Source organism: Streptomyces sp. JLBT605, assembly GCF_058215555.1.
The window spans coordinates 4,508,078-4,526,879 of sequence record NZ_CM177087.1; the positions used below are offsets into that span (position 1 = coordinate 4,508,078).

Below are 18,802 nucleotides of genomic sequence, written 5' to 3' on the forward strand. Positions count from 1 at the left end.
CGGTGCCAAGCGGGGGACCGCGCTGAAGGGGGACCGCGCTGAGCGGGGGATGCGGGGCCCGTCCGGCGTCCGAGGATCTCGGACGCCGGACGGGCCCGCGGCTCTGCCGCCTGGCGGCGTCCAGCTCCCTACAGGCCCAGCTGCCTACAGGCCCAGCTCCCTACAGGCCCAGCTCCCGGGCGATCAGCATCCGCTGCACCTCGCTGGTGCCCTCGCCGATCTCCAGGATCTTGGAGTCGCGCCACATCCGGGCGACCGGATACTCGTTCATGAAGCCGTATCCGCCGTGGATCTGGGTGGCCTCGCGGGCATTGGTCACCGCGATCTCCGAGGAGTACAGCTTGGCGAGCGCCGCCTCCTTCTTGAACGGCTCGCCGTGCACCAGCCGGGAGGCCGCGTCGCGCCAGGCCAGGCGCGAGGTGTGGGCGCGCATCTCCATGTCGGCGATCTTGAACTGTATGGCCTGGTTGGAGCCGATCGGGCGTCCGAACGCCTCCCGCGTCCTGGCATACGCCACGGACTCGTCGACGCAGCCCTGGGCGAGCCCGGTCGCCAGCGCGGCGATCGCGATACGGCCCTCGTCGAGGATGCGCAGGAACTGCGCATAGCCGCGGCCCTCCTCGCCGAGGAGGTTGGCGGCCGGGACGCGGCAGTCGGTGAAGGACAGCTCGCGGGTGTCCGAGGCGTTCCACCCGACCTTGGAGTACGGGGCGGCGACGGTGAACCCGGGGGTGCCGGACGGGACGATGATCGAGGAGATCAGCGGGCGGCCGTCCTCCTTGCGGCCGGTCACCGCGGTGACGGTGACCAGCCCGGTGATGTCGGTGCCGGAGTTGGTGATGAAGCACTTTGTTCCGTTGATCACCCACTCGCCGGTGGCCTCGTCGAGGCGGGCCGTGGTGCGGGTGCCGCCCGCGTCCGAACCGCACTCCGGCTCGGTGAGGCCGAAGGCGCCGAGCATCTCGCCGGAGCAGAGCTTCGGCAGCCACTCCTCCTTCTGCGCCTCGGTGCCGAAGTGCAGGATCGGCATGGCGCCCAGGGAGACGCCTGCCTCCAGGGTGATGGCGACCGAGGAGTCGACGCGGGCCAGCTCCTCCAGGGCGATGCCGAGGGCGAGGTAGTCGCCGCCCATGCCGCCGTACTCCTCGGGGAAGGGCAGCCCGAACAGACCCATCCGGCCCATCTCGCGGACGATCTCGTAAGGGAACTGGTGGTTCTCGTAGAAGTCGCCGATCTTCGGGGCGACGACCTCGTGGGCGAACTCCTCGACCGTGCGGCGGAGTTCCTCGTGTTCAGTGGTGAGGCGGTGGTCCAGGGGCATCGGGGTCACTCCTTGTGGGAGAGGGCGCGGACGGTCCGGGATGGGCTGGGTCGGCCCAGGCGGTCGGCCATCCACACGCTGGTGGCGGTGAGAAGGCCGAGGTCGACCCCGGTTTCTATGCCGAGGCCGTCGAGCATCCACACGAGGTCTTCGGTGGCGAGGTTGCCGGTGGCGCTCTTGGCGTACGGGCAGCCGCCGAGGCCACCGGCCGAGGCGTCCACGGTCGTCACCCCGTGTTCCAGTGCTGCCAGGGTGTTGGCCAGTGCCTGGCCGTAGGTGTCGTGGAAGTGCACCGCGAGCCGGTCGGTGGGCAGGCCCGCCTCGTTCAGCCGGGTGAGCAGCTGGCGCACATGGCCGGGGGTGGCCACGCCGATGGTGTCGCCGAGGCTGAGCTCGTCGCAGCCCAGCTCCATCAGCCGGCCGGCGACGGAGACGACCTGCGGGACGGGGACGGCCCCCTCCCAGGGGTCGCCGAAGCACATGGACAGGTAGCCGCGCACATGCAGCCCGGCCTCGCGGGCGCGGTCGACGACCGGCTCGAACATCGCCAGCGACTGCTCGACGGTGCGGTTGAGATTGCGCTGGGCGAAGGTCTCGGTCGCACTGCCGAACACGGCGATCCGGCGGACGCCCAGCGCGATCGCCCGGTCCAGCCCGCGGGCGTTGGGCACCAGCACGGGCAGCTCGGCGTCCAGGCCGTCCAGCAGCGGCATCAGCTGCTCAGCGTCGGCCAGCTGGGGCACCCACTCGGGGCGGACGAAACTCGTCGCCTCGATGGTGGTCAGCCCGGCCCGGGACAGCCGCCGGATGAACTCGGCCTTCACCTCCACGGGGACGACCGTCTTCTCGTTCTGCAGGCCGTCCCGGGCGCCCACCTCGTGGATCCGCACCCGGGCCGGCAGGCCGGTGCCCGGCACGGCCATGGGAAGTCCGTCGGGCAGGGACATCACGCCTCCTCCTCGCTGTCGTGCGGGGTGACCACGGCCAGCACCTGGTCCATGGCGACGGTGCTGCCCGCGGTCACGTCCAGCTCGGTGACGGTGCCGTCGTGCGGGGCGGAGATCAGGTGCTCCATCTTCATCGCCTCGACCACCAGCAGCCCCTGTCCCGCGCTGACCTGGTCGCCCACGGCCGCCTTGACCAGCGTCACGGTGCCCGGCATCGGTGCGGTCAGCGCCCCGGCATGGCCCGCGGCGCCACCGCCGCGCAGCGCGGCCTCGACCGGATCGTGGTCGGCCACCCGCCAGGCGTCGCCGTCCCGGCCCAGCCAGGAGCCCTCCGGGCCCTGGGCGGTGGTGAAGTGGTGCGTGACGCCGCCCCACTCGATCGTCGTCCGGCCCGAGGCGGGGGACAGCAGCCGGGCGGCTGTGCCGGCGGCCCGGTCCGCCGGGCCGTCACCGCCCGCGTCCGGGCGCTCGATGCGGACCTGGGCCTGCCGCGCCCGGCCGCGCACCCGGACCGTCACCGGCTCATGGCCGGGCACTCGCAGATGGTGCACCGTCCATGCGGGCTCCCCTATCCGCCAGCCGGTCGGCACCGAGAACGGGTCGACCCAGCCGCCCGGCCCCGCGGGCTCCGGCTCCAGGGCGGCCTGACGCAGCAGGGCGGCCGCGGCGTAGACCTCGTCGGGGACGGTGGCCGGCACCAGGCTCGCCGCGTCGCGGTCGACCAGCCCGGTGTCCAGGTCGCCGGAGACGACAGCGGGGTGGGCGAGCAGCCGGCGCAGAAAGCCGATGTTGGTGTCGACGCCGAGGACGGTGGTCCGGGCCAGGGCGCCGCTCAGCCGCCGCAGCGCGGTGGCGCGGTCCGGCCCGTAGGCGATGACCTTGGACAGCATCGGGTCGTAGGAGGTGCCGACCTCGGTGCCCTGGAGCAGCCCGGAGTCGGTGCGCACGCCCTCGGTGTCCTTCGCGGACGGCTCGTGCAGCATCCGCACCGGGCCGCTGGAGGGCAGGAAGTCCACCCGCTCGCCGTTCCCGGCGACCCGGGCGGTCTCGGCGCAGACCCGGGCCTCGACGGCGTGTCCGGTGAGGGTGATGTCCTGCTGCCGGAAGGGCAGGGGCTCGCCGGCCGCCACGCGCAGCTGCCACTCGACGAGATCCAGGCCGGTGATGAACTCGGTGACCGGGTGCTCGACCTGGAGCCGGGTGTTCATCTCCATGAAGTAGTACGAGGAGGGGTCGCCGCCGGGGACGATGAACTCCACCGTGCCGGCGCCGCTGTACCCGCAGGAGCGGGCGGCCTGGACGGCGGCCTCGCCCATCGCGCCGCGGATGGCCTCGTCCAGCAGGACGCTCGGCGCCTCCTCGATGATCTTCTGGTGCCGGCGCTGCAGGGAGCACTCGCGCTCGCCGAGGTGGACGGCATTGCCGTGGCCGTCGGCGAGGACCTGGATCTCGATGTGGCGGGGGCGGTCGATCCAGCGCTCGACGAGCAGGGTGTCGTCGCCGAAGGAGCCGCGCGCCTCGCGCCGGGCGGCGGCGATCTCCTCGGCGAGCAGCGCCTCGGCCCGGACCAGCCGCATGCCCTTGCCGCCGCCGCCCGCGGAGGGCTTCAGCAGCACCGGCATGCCGATCTCGCGGGCGGCCTCGGTCAGCTGGGCGTCCGTCAGCCCACTGCCCGAGGAGCCGGGGACGACCGGGACGCCCGCGGCGCGCACGGTCTCCTTGGCGCGGATCTTGTCGCCCATCAGCTCGATCGCCGAGGCGGGCGGGCCGATGAAGACGAGACCGGCGTCCGCGCAGGAACGGGCGAAGGCGGCGTTCTCCGCGAGGAAGCCGTAACCGGGGTGGACGGCCTGGGCGCCGGTGCGGGCGGCGGCGTCCAGCAGCCGCTCGATGGACAGATAGCTCTCGGTGGCGGCGGCGGGGCCGATCCGCACGGCGGTGTCGGCCTCGCGCACATGGCGGGCGTCGGCGTCCGCGTCGCTGAAGACGGCGACCGAGCGCACCCCCAGCGCGCGCAGCGTGCGGATCACACGGACCGCGATCTCGCCTCGGTTGGCGACCAGAACGGTGTCGAACATCGTCCTTCTCCCCGTCACATCCGGAAGACGCCGTAGCCGGGCGCCGCAGGGTCTTTTTCGGGCAGCGGGGCGTTGGCGCAGGCGGTGAGCGCCAGCCCCAGCACCGTCCGGGTCTCCAGCGGGTCGATCACGCCGTCGTCCCACAGCCGGGCGGTGGCGTAGTACGCGTTCCCCTGGGTGTCGTACTGCTCGCGGATGGGGGCCCGGAAGGCGGCCTCGTCCTCCGCGCTCCACTCCTCGCCGCGCGCTTCCAGCTGATCGCGCTTGACGGTGGCGAGCACCGAGGCGGCCTGCTCGCCGCCCATCACCGAGATCTTGGCGTTCGGCCACATCCACAGGAAGCGGGGGGAGTAGGCCCGCCCGCACATGGAGTAGTTGCCGGCGCCGTACGAGCCGCCGATCACCACGGTCAGCTTGGGCACCCGGGTGCAGGCCACCGCCGTCACCATCTTGGCGCCGTGCTTGGCGATGCCGCCCGCCTCGTAGCTGCGGCCGACCATGAAGCCGGAGATGTTCTGCAGGAAGACCAGCGGGATGCCGCGCTGGTCGCACAGCTCGATGAAGTGCGCGCCCTTCTGGGCCGACTCGGAGAAGAGAATGCCGTTGTTGGCGACGATGCCCACGGGGTGGCCCTGGATCCGCGCGAACCCGGTCACCAGCGTCGTCCCGAACTCGGCCTTGAACTCCGCGAACCGCGAGCCGTCGACCACGCGCGCGATGACCTCGCGGACGTCGTAGGGGGTGCGGGAGTCGACCGGGACCGCGCCGTACAGCCCGGAGGGGTCGACGGCGGGCTCCTCGGCCGCCCTCACCTGCCACGGCAGCTGCCCGCGCTGCGCGAGCGAGGGGGGGAGCGTGGAGACGATGGAGCGGACGATGCGCAGCGCGTGCGCGTCGTCCTCGGCGAGATGGTCGGTCACGCCGGAGACCTTGGAGTGCACCTCGCCGCCGCCGAGCTCCTCGGCCGTGACGACCTCACCGGTGGCGGCCTTCACCAGCGGGGGCCCGCCCAGGAAGATCGTGCCCTGCTCGCGCACGATGACGGCCTCGTCGCTCATCGCCGGAACATAGGCGCCGCCCGCGGTGCATGAACCGAGCACCGCCGCCACCTGCGGGATCCCCGCGCCGGACATCCGCGCCTGGTTGTAGAAGATGCGGCCGAAGTGCTCCCGGTCGGGGAAGACCTCGTCCTGCATGGGCAGGAACGCGCCGCCGGAGTCGACGAGGTAGAGGCATGGCAGGCGATTCTCCAGGGCCACTTCCTGGGCGCGCAGATGCTTCTTCACCGTCATCGGGTAGTAGGTGCCGCCCTTGACCGTGGCGTCATTGGCGACCACGACCACCTCGCGGCCCGCGACTCGCCCGATCCCGGCGATCACTCCGGCCGCCGGGGCCTGGTCGCCGTACATCCCGTCGGCCGCCAGCGGCGCCAGCTCCAGGAACGGTGAGCCGGGATCCAGCAGCGTGTCGACCCGGTCGCGCGGCAGCAGCTTGCCGCGCGCGGTGTGCCGGGCGCGCGCCTTCTCGCCGCCGCCCAGCCGCGCCAGCCCGAGCTTCTCGCACAGCTGCTTCACCAGCTCGCGGTGCGCCGCCTCATTGACGCGCCAGGCGTCGGACGCCGGATCGGCGCTGGTGTGCAGCACCGGTGCCTGCTCCATGGCTACGAGCCCCCTTGCTCGGTCCCACCGGACCGCCGAGGCGCCGACGCGCCGATGCCCCGAGGTCCTCGGGGGCGGCGCCGCGCCCAGCCAGTCTTGTTAATGAGCGTTAACCTGCCGTGACATCACGTTAACGCTCATTAACGCCGCTGTCTAGAATCAATTTCATGAGCACGCACGCGCCCGCCGAGACCCGTCGTGAACAGATCCTCCGGGAGGCCGCCCGACTCTTCGCGGAGCGCGGCTTCCACGGCGTCGGAGTCGACGAGATAGGTGCCGCGGTCGGCATCAGCGGCCCCGGCCTCTACCGGCACTTCGCCGGCAAGGACGCCATGCTCGCCGAGCTGCTGGTGGGGATCAGCGGACGGCTGCTGACGGGCGGCAAGCGCCGGGTCTCCGAGGCCGCCGTGGCCGGTCAGGGGCCCGCCGCCTTGCTGGACTCCCTCATCGAGGGGCACATCGACTTCGCGCTCGACGACCGCCCGCTGATCACCCTGCACGACCGGGAGCTGGACCGGCTCCGGGAGAGCGACCGCAAGCTGGTGCGCCAGCTCCAGCGGCAGTACGTGGAGCTGTGGGTCGAGGTGGTGCGCCAGGTCTACCCGGGGCTCGCCGAGTGCCCGGCGCGGGCCGCCGTGCACGCCGTGTTCGGGCTGCTCAACTCCACCCCCCACCTGGGACGGCCCGGCGCGCTCCAGGGGCGTGAGGCCACCGCCGACCTGCTGCACCGGCTGGCGCTGGGGGCGTTCGGCGCGGCGGCCGGGGTCCCGGAGTGGGGCGACGGCGCCGCCGACGGCTCCGGGCACGCCGACGGCTCCGGGCGCGGTGACGGCTCCGGGCAGGGCGACGGCGGCTCCGCGGGCGGCTCCGCGCGCGGCTCTGGACACGCCGACTGACCGACGGGTAGCTTTCCCCGGGAGTCAGCTGAGCAAGCGCTTAGCCAGCAGGCGGTCGGGTCCAGCCCAGCGAGGAGTCAGCCATGCGTCGGACCGTGTTCAACGAGGACCACGAGGCGTTCCGCGAGACCATCCGCGACTTCATCGCGGCCGAGGTCGTGCCGTACTACGACGAGTGGCGGGAGGCCGGTCAGGCACCCCGCGACTTCTACCGGAAACTGGGTGAGCTGGGCGTCTTCGGGATCGAGGTGCCCGAGGAGTACGGCGGCGCGGGGGAGCGCAGCTTCAAGTTCAACGCCGTGATCACCGAGGAGATCGCGCGCGCCGGCGTCAGCTTCGGCGGCAGCGGCGTGCACACCGGGCTCTGCCTGCCGTACCTCCTCAAGTACGCGACCGAGGAGCAGAAGCGGCGCTGGCTGCCGCCCTTCGTCAGCGGCGAGATGATGACCGCCATCGCCATGACCGAGCCCGGCACCGGCTCCGACCTGGCCGGCATGAAGACCACCGCCAAGCTCTCCGACGACGGCACCCACTACGTCCTCAACGGCGCCAAGACCTTCATCACCGGGGGCGTGCTCGCCGACCGGGTGCTGGTGTGCGCCCGCACCGCGCCCGCCACCCCCGACAACCGCCGCGGCGGCATATCCATCCTGGTGGTGGACACCACGAGCGAGGGCTACGCGGTCGGCCGCAAGCTGGAGAAGCTGGGTCTGAAGACCTCCGACACCGCCGAGCTGTCCTTCACCGACGTGAAGGTGCCGGTGGAGGACCTGCTGGGCGAAGAGGGCAGGGCGTTCGAGTACCTCACGCACAACCTGCCGCAGGAGCGCCTCGGCATCGCGGTCGGGGCCTACGCCCAGGCGGCCGCTGCCGTGGAGTTCGCCAAGGCGTACGTCCGGGACCGCACCGTCTTCGGTCAGGCGGTGGCGTCCTTCCAGAACACGAAGTTCGCCCTGGCCGACTGCAAGGCCGAGGTGGACGCGATGCAGGCGGTCGTGGACCGGGCGCTGGACGCGCACGACGCCGGTGAGCTGACCGCCGCCGACGCCGCCTCCGCCAAGCTCTTCACCACCGAGCGGGCCGCCGTCGTCATCGACCGGTGCCTCCAGCTGCACGGCGGCTACGGCTACATGATGGAGTACCCCATCGCCCGGCTGTACGCGGACACCAGGGTCACCCGGATCTACGGCGGCACCAGCGAGGTCATGCGCTCCATCATCGCCAAGTCGATGGGGCTGTGAGCCACCTCACCGGCGCCCCGCGCCGCATGTACAACGGACGATGTCAGGGTCAGAAGCCCGTGGTGAGGCCGGCCGCCTCCAGCAGGTAGCCGGTCATCGGGTCGTAGAACCGCGGGTTGGTGACGTGGTCGTCCAGCGGCACCACCACCGACAGCGTGCCCTCCGCCTCGCCGAGGAAGAGCGCCGGATCGTTGCAGTCCGCGTAGCCGACGGCATCGATCCCGCGCTGGCCCGCGCAGCCCGCCCAGCCGTGGTCGGCGACGACCAGGTCCGGCAGCGGCCGGCCCTCGCGCAGCAGCCCGTCCAGGATCGCCGCCATCGGGGCGGGGGAGTGGGTGTGCCACAGCGTGGCGCCGCGCTCCAGCACCGCCACGTCGGCGAACTGGAAGACATAGCCCTCGTCGGCGGTCAGCCCGCCGGGGATCTCCACGATCTCGCAGCCCGCGGCCCGCAGCGCCGCGGCCGTGGCGCGGTGCACGTCCAGCAGGCCGCCGGGGTGCCCGGTGGCGAACAGCACCCGCTGCCGCGCCTCGGCCGCCTTGCGCAGCACCGCCGCCATCCGGTCCAGGGCGCCGACGGTCAGCTCCGGGTCGATGGTGTCCTGCCCGGTGCGGTGCCCGGGGTCGTCGACCACGCCGCAGCGCTCCGCCATCACGGCCAGGACGTCCTGCTCATCGGCCCAGCGGTCGCCCAGCTCCAGGCCCAGCCAGTAGTGCCGATCACCGTTGGCCAGCGCCCGGTAGTGCGAGAGGTTGTTGTCCCGGGGAGTGGCGACATCACCCGCGATGCGGGTGCGGACGAGGTGGTCGATCAGCTCGGCGCGGCTCGGGGCAGGGCTCGGTATCGGCATGAGGCCCATTGTCTCCCCTGCGGCAAGGAAATGGACGTGGTGTCCAAATAGCCGTGCTTGGTCCTCGGGAACGTACATGTGCGGATTCCGTGCCGCTGCTTACGCTCGTATGCCGTAATCCCTGAACCCGCACCCGCCGAGAGGCAGCAGCCGCATGAGCACGGACGCCCGTCAGCCCGGTCAGCCCGCCGGCCCCGTTGGGCCTGTCGATTCCTCCCGTATACCGCGCTACGCGGGGCCCGCGACCTTCGCCCGGCTGCCGCGCCTGGACGAGGTCGGCGGCGCCGCTGACGTCGCGGTCGTCGGCGTGCCCTTCGACACCGGGGTCTCCTACCGGCCGGGCGCCCGCTTCGGCGGCAACGCCATCCGTGAGGCCTCCCGGCTGCTGCGCCCGTACAACCCGGCGCAGGACGCCTCTCCCTTCGCGCTGGCGCAGGTCGCCGACGCCGGTGACATCGCCGCGAACCCGTTCAACATCAACGAGGCCGTGGAGACCATCGAGGCGGCCACGGACGACCTGCTGGGCACCGGTGCCCGGCTGATGACCCTCGGTGGCGACCACACCATCGCGCTGCCGATCCTGCGCTCGGTGGCCCGCAAGCACGGTCCGGTCGCGCTGCTCCACTTCGACGCGCACCTGGACACCTGGGACACCTACTTCGGCGCGGAGTACACCCACGGCACGCCGTTCCGGCGCGCGGTGGAGGAGGGCATCCTCGACACCTCGGCGCTCAGCCACGTCGGCACCCGCGGCCCGCTCTACGGCAAGCAGGACCTGGACGACGACGCCAAGATGGGCTTCGGCATCGTCACCTCCGCCGACGTGATGCGGCGCGGCGTGGACGAGGTGGCCGACCAGCTCCGCCAGCGCATCGGCGACCGGCCGCTGTACATCTCCATCGACATCGACGTGCTGGACCCGGCGCACGCCCCCGGCACCGGCACCCCCGAGGCCGGCGGCCTCACCTCCCGCGAGCTGCTGGAGATCCTGCGCGGGCTGGCGTCCTGCAACCTCGTCTCGGCCGACGTGGTGGAGGTCGCCCCGGCGTACGACCACGCCGAGATGACCTGCGTCGCCGCCTCCCACACGGCGTACGAGTTGACCACCATCATGGCCCGTCAGATCGCCGCCGCACGTGGCTGAGACGCCCGGTGGGGCAGCGGCTCACCGGCCCGGACCGCCGAGTCGCCACGGGCGCTGACGTCACCGGCCCCGGGCGCTGAGCGCGCGGCCATCTGACCGTTGAGCCAAGAGAGTTCATCATCTGAACACACCGCATCGTCCATTGACGCGGTGTGTTCATCTCTTTATGGTCGCCTAGACCCCCGGCGATCACTGAGGAGAGCGATGAGGCACTCCCGGAACCTCTCACGGCCGCGCCGCCCCGCACGGCTGCTGGCGCCACTCCTCGCGGGCGCTCTCGCCGCGGCGGTCCCCCCGGTGTCGGCCGCCACCGGGCATCGGACCGCGCAGGCCGGCGCGGGCAGCGGCTCCGGCGCACCCTGCGCGGACGCCGCCCCCGGCCCCTGGGCGCCGACCGCCACCCGGATCGATCCCAAGGACAGCCACCACGCCTTCGTCGGCAACGGCTACCTCGGTCAGCGGGTGCCGCCCAACGGCGCCGGATACGCCGAGTCGGACGCCAAGACCGGCTGGCCGCTCTTCACCCCCCGCTACGACGGCTCGCTGGTCTCCGGGCTGTACGCGCACACCCCCGAGATCACCGAGAACCGGCAGGTCATCGCGGCTCTGCCGACCTGGACCACGCTCGATGTGCGCACCGGCGGCGAGGGCGCCGAGACCTTCGGGGCCGGCACCGGAGCAGGCCGGATCTCGCACTACCGGCAGACCCAGTTCCTGCGCTGCGGGCTGGTGCGCACCTCCCTCACCTGGACCGCCGCCGACGGTCGGGCCACCGACCTGGTCTACGAGGTGCTCACCGACCGCAACGCCGCACACACCGGCGCCGTACGGCTGCGGATGACCCCGCACTGGAGCGGCCACGCCACCGTCACCGGCGCCCTCGACGGCCGCGGCGCGCGACGGCTGACCCAGACCGGCGGCGGGGTGCGGCCGGGCGACCGGACCGTGGACGTCACCTTCCGCACACAGGGCACGAACACCGCCGGAGCGGTCGCCTCCACCCTGCGCCACGGCCCCGAGGTGCGTACAGAAGCCGAACGCCAAGAGCTTGCCGGCAAGGGGAGGTTGACCGCGCACCAGGCGCTGACCTTCCCGGTCGAGCGCGGCCGTTCCTACGAGATCACCAAATACGTCGGCGTGGACACCGCCCTCACCTCACGCGACCCGCGCGCCACCGCCACCGACGCCTCCCAGCGGGCCGCCCGGCGCGGCTGGGACCAGCTGCTCGCCGAGCACACCGCCGCCTGGCGGCAACTGTGGCGCGCCGACATCGAGGTGCCCGGGGCGCCCGGACTCCAGGCGTGGCTGCGCGCGGCGCAGTACGGGCTGCTGGCCAACACCCGCGCCGGAGCCCGCAACAGCATCGCGCCCACCGGGCTGACCAGTGACAACTACGCCGGGCTGGTCTTCTGGGACGCCGAGACGTGGATGTTCCCCGGGCTGCTGGCCGCCCACCCCGACCTCGCCCGGACCGTCGTCGAATACCGCTACCGGACCCAGACGGCCGCCCGCGCCAACGCCCGCCGACTCGGCTACCAGGGGCTCTTCTACCCCTGGAACAGCGCCAGCCGCGGCGATCTGCCCACCGAGTGCCACAGCGTCGACCCGCCGCACTGCCGCACCCAGATCCACCTGCAGAGCGACATCGCGCTGGCCGTCTGGCAGTACTACCTGGCCACCGGCGACATCGACTGGCTGCGCCGGCGCGGCTGGCCGGTGCTCAAGGGCATCGCGGAGTTCTGGACCTCGCGGGTCAGCCGCAACGCCGACGGCAGCTACTCCGTCAAGGACGTGGCCGGGCCCGACGAGTACAGCAACGGCGTCGACGACGGGGTGTTCACCAACGCCGGCGCGGCCACCACGCTGCGCCACGCCACCCGCGTCGCCCGGCTGCTGGGCGAGCAGGCCCCGGCCCACTGGGACCGGATCGCCCGCTCGCTGCGCATCCCCTACGACGCGAAGCGCCAGGTCTTCCAGCAGTACGCGGGCTACCAGGGCTCGTTGATCAAGCAGGCGGACACGGTCCTGCTGATGTATCCGCTGGAGTGGCCGATGGCCCGTCAGGCCGCCGTCAACACCCTGGACTACTACGCCGCGCGCACCGACCCCGACGGCCCGGCCATGACCGACTCGGTGCACGCCATCGACGCCGCGGCCATCGGCGAGCCCGGCTGCTCGACGTACACCTATCTGGAGCGCTCCATCCGGCCGTTCGCCCGCGGCCCCTTCCACCTGTTCTCGGAGGCCCGGGGCGACGTGGCGGGGGCGGCGGACCCGCTCGCGGGCTCCCCGGCACAGGACTTCCTCACCGGCAAGGGCGGCTTCCTCCAGGTCTTCACCCACGGTCTGACCGGGCTGCGGCTGCGCGAGGACCGGGTGGAGCTCGACCCGATGCTGCCGCCGCAGCTGCCGCACGGGGTCACCCTGCGGGGCCTGCGCTGGCAGGGCCGCACCTTCGAGATCGCGCTCGGCGCACACGAGACGGCGGTGCGGCTGACTGCCGGGGAACCCTTCCGGATCCAGACCCCGCAGGGCGAACGGGTGGTCAGCGCGGAGGCTCCGGCCGTGCTCAAGACCCGCCGTCCGGACCTGGAGCCCACCACGAACCTCGCCCGCTGCACCTCGGCGAAGGCCGATTCCGAGGAGCCGGGGATGTACGCGGGCGCCGCGCTGGACGGCAGTACCGCCACCGCCTGGGTGCCCGACGGGGTGCGCGGCAGCCTCACCGCCGACCTCGGCGCGGTGCGGTCGGTCTCCTCCGTCACCCCGGTGTGGACCACGGTGCGGCCCGCCGACTACCAGGTGCGCGTCTCGGTGGACGGCAGGCAGTGGACCACGCCGCCCACGCCGCGCACCGCCGCCGCCAAGGCGCGCTACGTCAGGGTGACGCTGCGGTCGGCGGACGACAAGAAGCGGGCCGGTGTGGCGGAACTGGTGGTGCGCCGGGCCGGGCCTTGATAACGCTCTGCCATGACCAGCCCAAGGATCACCCTCGACGATGTCCACGCGGCCGCGGCCAGGATCCGCGGCGTCGCGCACCGTACCCCGGTGCTGACCTCCCGGATCCTGGACGAGCGCGTCGGCGCCCGGACCTTCCTCAAGTGCGAGAACTTCCAGCGGGTGGGCGCCTTCAAGTTCCGCGGCGCCTACAACGCCATCGCGCAGCTGACGCCCGGCCGGCTGCGGCGCGGGGTGGCGGCCTACTCCTCCGGCAACCACGCCCAGGCGGTGGCGCTGGCGGCCCGCATCCTCGGCACCTCGGCGACCATTCTGATGCCGGAGGACGCCCCCGAGGCCAAGCGGGCCGCGACGCTCGGCTACGGCGCCCAGGTGATGAGCTACGACCGCTACACCGGCGACCGGGCGGCGATCGGCACCAAGCTGGCCGCCGACCGGGGGCTGACGCTCATCCCGCCGTACGACGACCCGCAGGTCATGGCCGGCCAGGGCACGGTCGGCCTGGAGTTGATGGAGGAGGTCGAGGGGCTCGGCGCGCTGATCGCCCCGGTCGGCGGGGGCGGCCTGATGGCGGGCTGTGCCACCGCGGTGCGGGGCCTGGACCCGGCGATCCGCACCATCGGCGTCGAGCCGCAGGCGGGTGACGACTACAAGCGGTCGCTGGAGGCCGGGCACCGGGTGCGGATTCCGGTGCCGCGCACCATCGACGACGGGCAGGCACTGGAGATGCCCGGGGAGCTGACGTTCGCCGTCAACCAGCGGCTGCTGGACGAGGTGGTGCTCGTCAGCGACGAGGAGATCCGCACCGCGATGGCGGTGGCCTTCACCTACCTCAAGATCGTCATCGAGCCCAGTGGGGCCACCGGGCTGGCGGCGCTGCTGGCGGGCCGGATCAAGGACCTGCCGCCCCGGGTGGGGGTGGTGATCTCCGGCGGCAACGTCGACCTGGCGCGCTTCACCCGGCTGCTGGGCGAGGGCGCCCAGGAGGGCGAGGGTTAGCGGGGGCGAGGGCCGGCGGGGCGCCGATGGTCAGCGGGCGCATCGCCGGCGTCACGGGAGTGTGAGCACCCGGGCGCCGTCGTCCGGCCCCGCTGGAACGCGAACGCGGCCGCTACCTGGGCATCCTGTTGCGGCAGGCGCGCGGCGAGCGCAGCATGGCAACGGTCGCCCCGGCGGCCGGCATCTCCGCCGAGACCCTCCGCAAGATCGAGACCGGTCGGGCCCCGACAACCCGCCTTCTTCACCGTCTCGGCGCTGGCCTCCGCCCTCGGGCTCGCCTTGGACGACGTGGCTGCGCGCTGTGCCGCGATCACGGTCGTGCCGGACGAGGACTCCGCGAGCGGGGCCGAGGCGCGCGTCGCCTGACCCACGCCGCCGGCCTCGCTCCGGGCGGCCCCCGGGGCCATGGACCTGGGTCCCGACTCCGACCATCGACCGAGTTTTGTTGCCGCAGGATGAAATCCGAACACCCGCGCGTTGCAGCATCCGGTGGCATGAGCCGCGGGGTGGAGCCGAGGGACCAGGAGGTCACGGGGTGGCAAGCGCGTCGATGGGGGACGGGGAGCAGCAGGGCTGGGTGAGGAGGCTGACCCGGTACTGCTGGCGGTACCGGCGCAATGTGCTGCTCTCGCTGGGCGCCTCGCTCGCCGGAATGGCGGTCATGGCCCTGGTGCCGCTGATCCCGAAGCTGATCATCGACGACGTGATCGTCGATCAGGAGCGGTCGATCACCCCCTGGGCCACCCTGCTGATCGTCGCCGCGGTCGCGGTGTACGTCCTCACCTACATCCGGCGCTTCTACGGCGGCCGGCTCGCGCTCGACGTCCAGCACGACCTGCGCACCGAGATGTACCAGGCGATCACCCGGCTGGACGGCAGACGTCAGGACGAGCTCAGCACCGGCCAGGTCGTCGGCCGGGGCACCAGCGATCTCCAGCTCATACAGGGCCTGCTCTTCATGGTCCCGATGATGATCGGCAACGTCCTGCTCTTCGTCATCTCGCTGATCGTGATGGCGATCCTCTCGCCACTGCTCACCCTCGTGGTGGTGGCCGTCGCCCCGGCCCTGTGGATCCTCGCCGGCCGCAGCCGGACCCGGCTCTTCCCCGCCACCTGGTACGCCCAGGGGCAGGCCGCCGCGGTGGCCGGCGTCGTGGACGGCGCGGTCACCGGCGTGCGGGTGGTCAAGGGATTCGGGCAGGAGGCCCAGGAGACCGGCAAGCTGCGCGCCGCCGGCCGCGAGCTGTTCGCCGCCCGGCTGCGCACCGTCCGCCTCAACTCCCGCTACACCCCCGCCCTCCAGGCCGTGCCCGCGCTCGGCCAGGTCGCCATGCTGGCCCTCGGCGGCTGGATGGCCAGTCGCGGGCAGGTCACGCTCGGCACCTTCGTCGCCTTCTCCACCTACCTCGCCCAGCTCGTCGGCCCGGTCCGGATGCTCACCATGATGCTGACCATGGGCCAGCAGGCCCGGGCCGGCGTCGAGCGGGTCTTCGAGCTGATCGACACCGAGCCCGCCATCAGCGAGCGGCCGGACGCCCATGAGCTGCCCGCCGACGCCCCCGCGACCGTCGAGTTCGACCATGTCAGCTTCGGGTACGACCCCGAGCACCCGGTGCTGGACGACGTCTCGCTGCGCATCGAGCCGGGGGAGACGCTGGCCGTGGTGGGCGCCTCCGGAAGCGGCAAGTCGACCCTCTCGTTGCTGCTGCCCCGCTTCTACGACGCGACCGGCGGTGCGGTGCGGATCGGCGGCCACGATGTGCGCGATCTGACCTACGCCTCGCTGCGCGCGGCCATCGGGCTGGTGCCGGAGAGCAGCTTCCTCTTCTCCGACACCGTCCGCGCCAACATCGCCTACGGCGCGCCGGACGCCACCGAGGAGCAGATACGGGCGGCGGCCCGCGCCGCCCAGGCCGATTCCTTCATCACCGAGCTGCCCGACGGCTACGACACCGAGGTCGGCGAGCAGGGGCTCACCCTCTCCGGCGGCCAGCGCCAGCGCATCGCTCTGGCCCGGGCCATCCTCACCGACCCCCGGCTGCTGGTGCTGGACGACGCCACCTCGGCGGTGGACGCGCGGGTCGAGCACGAGATCCATGAGGCGCTGCGCGGCGTCATGGCCGGCCGCACCACCCTGCTCATCGCCCACCGGCTCTCCACCCTCGCCCTCGCCGACCGGATCGCGGTGCTCGACGGCGGGCGGGTGGCCGACGTCGGCACCCATGACGAGCTGCGGGCCCGCTGCGCTCTGTACCGCAGGCTGCTCACCGACCCGGACGAGCTGAGCGGGATCACCCGTGACCCGGCCGGTCTCGCCGGCGGTCTCGACGGCGGCCCCGGCGGGTCCCCGGACGGCGACGGCCGTGCCGATCGGGACCTGGACCTCGATTTCGAGCTGGAGCTGGACGTCGAGGCCGAGGCCGAGATCGACTACGAGCCGGTCAACGCGCGGCGCCGGGTCGCCGACGGCGTCACGCCGGAGTTGTGGCAGCGCGCCGGCGACAAGGACCGCGGCCGCCACGGCGCGGGCGGCCCCGGCACGGCCCCCGCCGCCCCCGCCGCCACGGCGGCCGCCGCCGGGCAGCCCGGCGGAATGGCGGGCGCGCTGGCCGGCATGCCGGCCACCCCCGACCTGCTGGCCAAGGTGGCCGCACTGCCGCCGGCCACCGACACCCCCGACATCGACGAGGAGGCAGCGCAGCGGCCGGAGAAGGCGTACGGCCTGCGGCAGTTGCTGCGCGGCTTCGGGGTGCCGCTGCTGTTCGCCCTGCTGCTGGTGGCCGCCGACGCGATCGCCGGACTGCTGCTGCCGGTGCTGATCCGGCACGGGATCGACGAGGGGGTGCAGCGCGCCGCGCTCGGCGCCGTGTGGGCCGCCTCCGGCCTCGCGCTGCTGGTGGTGCTGGGCCAGTGGGCCGCCCAGATCGGGGAGACCCGGCTGACCGGGCGCACCGGTGAGCGCGTGCTGTACTCGCTCCGCGTCAAGATCTTCGCGCAGCTCCAGCGGCTCGGCCTCGACTACTACGAGCGCGAGCTGACCGGCAAGGTCATGACCCGCATGACCACCGACGTGGACGCCCTGTCCACCTTCCTGCAGACCGGCCTGGTCACCGCCGTGGTCAGCCTGCTGAGCTTCGCCGGCATCCTGGTCGCCCTCTTCGTCATCGACGTGCAGCTGGCGCTGGTGGTCTTCGCGACCCTGCCCCCGCTGATACTCGGCACGATCTTCTTCCGGCGGCAGAGCGTCAAGGCGTACGAGCTGGCCCGGGAGCGGATCAGCGGGGTCAACGGCGACCTCCAGGAGAGCGTCGCGGGCCTGCGGATCGTGCAGGCGTTCCGGCGCGAGGACACCGGCCGCCGCCGCTTCGCCGAGCGCAGCGACGACTACCGGCAGGCCCGGGTGCACGGCCAGTGGCTGATATCGGTCTACTTCCCCTTCGTGCAGCTGCTGTCCTCGGTGGCCGCCGCCGCGGTGCTGATCGTCGGCGCACACCGGGTCGGCGACTCCACCCTCACCACCGGCGCCCTGGTCGCCTACCTCCTCTACATCGACCTGTTCTTCGCGCCCGTGCAGCAGCTCTCCCAGGTCTTCGACGGCTACCAGCAGGCCTCCGTCTCGCTGCGCCGCATCCAGGAGCTGCTGCGCGAGCCGACGACCACACCGGCCGCCGAGTCGCCCCGCGAGGTGAAGGAGCTGCGCGGGGAGATCGTCTTCGAGGACGTGCACTTCCGGTACGGCGGTGCCGGCGCCGCCGATGCCACGAGTGCCGGTGCCGCCGGTGCGGAAGGCGGCGTCGGTGCCGAAAGCGTCGAGGCGGCTGCCGGGAGCGCCGAGGTGGCCGCGCTCAGCGGCATAGACCTGCGCATACCCGCGGGCCAGACGGTGGCGTTCGTCGGCGAGACCGGAGCGGGCAAGTCCACCCTGGTCAAGCTGGTCGCCCGCTTCTACGACCCGACCTCCGGGTCGGTCCGGGTGGACGGCACGGACCTGCGCGAGCTCGACATGACCGGCTACCGGCACCGGCTCGGGGTGGTCCCGCAGGAGTCGTACCTCTTCCCCGGCACGGTCCGCGACGCCATCGCCTACGGGCGGCCGGACGCGACCGACGCCGAGGTGGAGGCGGCCGCCCGCGCGGTCGGCGCGCACGCCATGGTGGCGTCGCTGGACGGCGGCTATCTGCACGAGGTGGCCGAGCGCGGGCGCAACCTCTCCGCCGGGCAGCGGCAGTTGATCGCGCTGGCCCGCGCCGAGCTGGTGAACCCGGACATCCTGCTGCTCGACGAGGCCACCGCCGCCCTGGACCTGGCAACCGAGGCACTGGTCAACCAGGCGACCGACCGGCTGGCGGGCAGGCGCACCACCCTGGTCGTCGCGCACCGGCTGACCACGGCCGCCCGCGCGGACCGGGTGGTGGTGCTGGACCACGGCCGGGTCGTGGAGGACGGCACCCACGAGTCGCTGGTGGCGAGCGACGGCCGGTACGCCGAGCTGTGGCGGACGTTCACCGGCGAGGCCGAGCCCGCGGTGGTCTGAGCGGCCGCGGCCGCGAGGTGCTCAAGCCCGGCCCGCAAACCCGGTTCCCGAGCGCGGCCCTTGAGCGGCGCCCGCCACCGCCCTGACGAGCGGGGCGGGCCGGGCGGGCGGCAACTCTCCGTGTCCGCAAGGGTGCCAATCAGGTCTGGCGGGCCGGGTGTGACTTGGGTAGGTTC

The 18,802-nt window shown here is 72.9% G+C and carries 11 protein-coding genes and 1 pseudogene; 7 read left to right on the plus strand and 5 right to left on the minus strand.

All coding sequences use genetic code 11. From position 1 onward, the window contains the following. Positions 1-160 precede the first annotated feature (160 nt). Genes AC4BDD_RS19595 through AC4BDD_RS19610 form a run of 4 tightly spaced genes read right to left on the minus strand, consistent with a single transcriptional unit; the run spans position 161 to position 6,004 of the window. The gene (locus AC4BDD_RS19595) at positions 161-1,321 is read right to left on the minus strand and encodes an acyl-CoA dehydrogenase family protein (RefSeq protein WP_490686752.1); all 1,161 of its coding nucleotides are present in this window, start codon (positions 1,319-1,321) and stop codon (positions 161-163) included. A 5-nt stretch (positions 1,322-1,326) separates the two neighbouring features. Continuing rightward, complete coding sequence (locus AC4BDD_RS19600; protein WP_490686753.1) at positions 1,327-2,268, minus strand: hydroxymethylglutaryl-CoA lyase; 942 nt, start codon at positions 2,266-2,268, stop codon at positions 1,327-1,329. Next, a complete protein-coding gene (locus AC4BDD_RS19605) occupies positions 2,268-4,346 on the minus strand; it encodes an acetyl/propionyl/methylcrotonyl-CoA carboxylase subunit alpha (protein WP_490686754.1) in 2,079 nt (692 codons plus the stop codon). The genes AC4BDD_RS19600 and AC4BDD_RS19605 overlap by 1 nt, the downstream gene beginning before the upstream one ends. A 14-nt stretch (positions 4,347-4,360) precedes the next feature. Beyond that, positions 4,361-6,004 carry a carboxyl transferase domain-containing protein gene (locus AC4BDD_RS19610; RefSeq protein ID WP_490686755.1) on the minus strand — a complete coding sequence of 548 codons (1,644 nt, stop codon included), beginning with the start codon at positions 6,002-6,004 and terminating at the stop codon, positions 4,361-4,363. A gap of 167 nt (positions 6,005-6,171) precedes the next feature. On the opposite strand from AC4BDD_RS19610, the gene AC4BDD_RS19615 reads away from it, so the two are divergent. Beyond that, on the plus strand, positions 6,172-6,900 hold the full coding sequence (locus tag AC4BDD_RS19615; RefSeq protein ID WP_490686756.1) for an SACE_7040 family transcriptional regulator: 729 nt from the start codon (positions 6,172-6,174) through the stop codon (positions 6,898-6,900). A gap of 83 nt (positions 6,901-6,983) precedes the next feature. Next, positions 6,984-8,141: an acyl-CoA dehydrogenase family protein gene (locus AC4BDD_RS19620; protein WP_490686757.1), complete on the plus strand. Its 1,158-nt coding sequence runs from the start codon at positions 6,984-6,986 to the stop codon at positions 8,139-8,141. Positions 8,142-8,190: 49 nt separating this feature from the next. On the opposite strand, the gene AC4BDD_RS19625 is transcribed toward AC4BDD_RS19620, so the two are convergent. Further along, positions 8,191-9,000 carry a phosphatase gene (locus tag AC4BDD_RS19625; protein WP_490686758.1) on the minus strand — a complete coding sequence of 270 codons (810 nt, stop codon included), beginning with the start codon at positions 8,998-9,000 and terminating at the stop codon, positions 8,191-8,193. 145 nt (positions 9,001-9,145) lie between these two features. On the opposite strand from AC4BDD_RS19625, the gene speB reads away from it, so the two are divergent. The 5 genes and pseudogenes from speB (at position 9,146) to AC4BDD_RS19650 (ending at position 18,626) form a co-directional block, all read left to right on the plus strand. Next, positions 9,146-10,135, plus strand: coding sequence for an agmatinase (speB, locus tag AC4BDD_RS19630; RefSeq protein ID WP_490686759.1), 990 nt, complete (start codon positions 9,146-9,148; stop codon positions 10,133-10,135). A gap of 204 nt (positions 10,136-10,339) precedes the next feature. Beyond that, positions 10,340-13,093 carry a discoidin domain-containing protein gene (locus AC4BDD_RS19635; protein WP_490686760.1) on the plus strand — a complete coding sequence of 918 codons (2,754 nt, stop codon included), beginning with the start codon at positions 10,340-10,342 and terminating at the stop codon, positions 13,091-13,093. A gap of 12 nt (positions 13,094-13,105) precedes the next feature. Next, positions 13,106-14,092 carry a pyridoxal-phosphate dependent enzyme gene (locus AC4BDD_RS19640; RefSeq protein ID WP_490686761.1) on the plus strand — a complete coding sequence of 329 codons (987 nt, stop codon included), beginning with the start codon at positions 13,106-13,108 and terminating at the stop codon, positions 14,090-14,092. 92 nt (positions 14,093-14,184) lie between these two features. After that, positions 14,185-14,458: pseudogene (locus tag AC4BDD_RS19645) on the plus strand (helix-turn-helix domain-containing protein). A 184-nt stretch (positions 14,459-14,642) separates the two neighbouring features. Then, positions 14,643-18,626, plus strand: a complete 3,984-nt coding sequence (locus AC4BDD_RS19650; protein WP_490691845.1) for an ABC transporter ATP-binding protein — start codon at positions 14,643-14,645, stop codon at positions 18,624-18,626. Positions 18,627-18,802 lie beyond the last annotated feature (176 nt).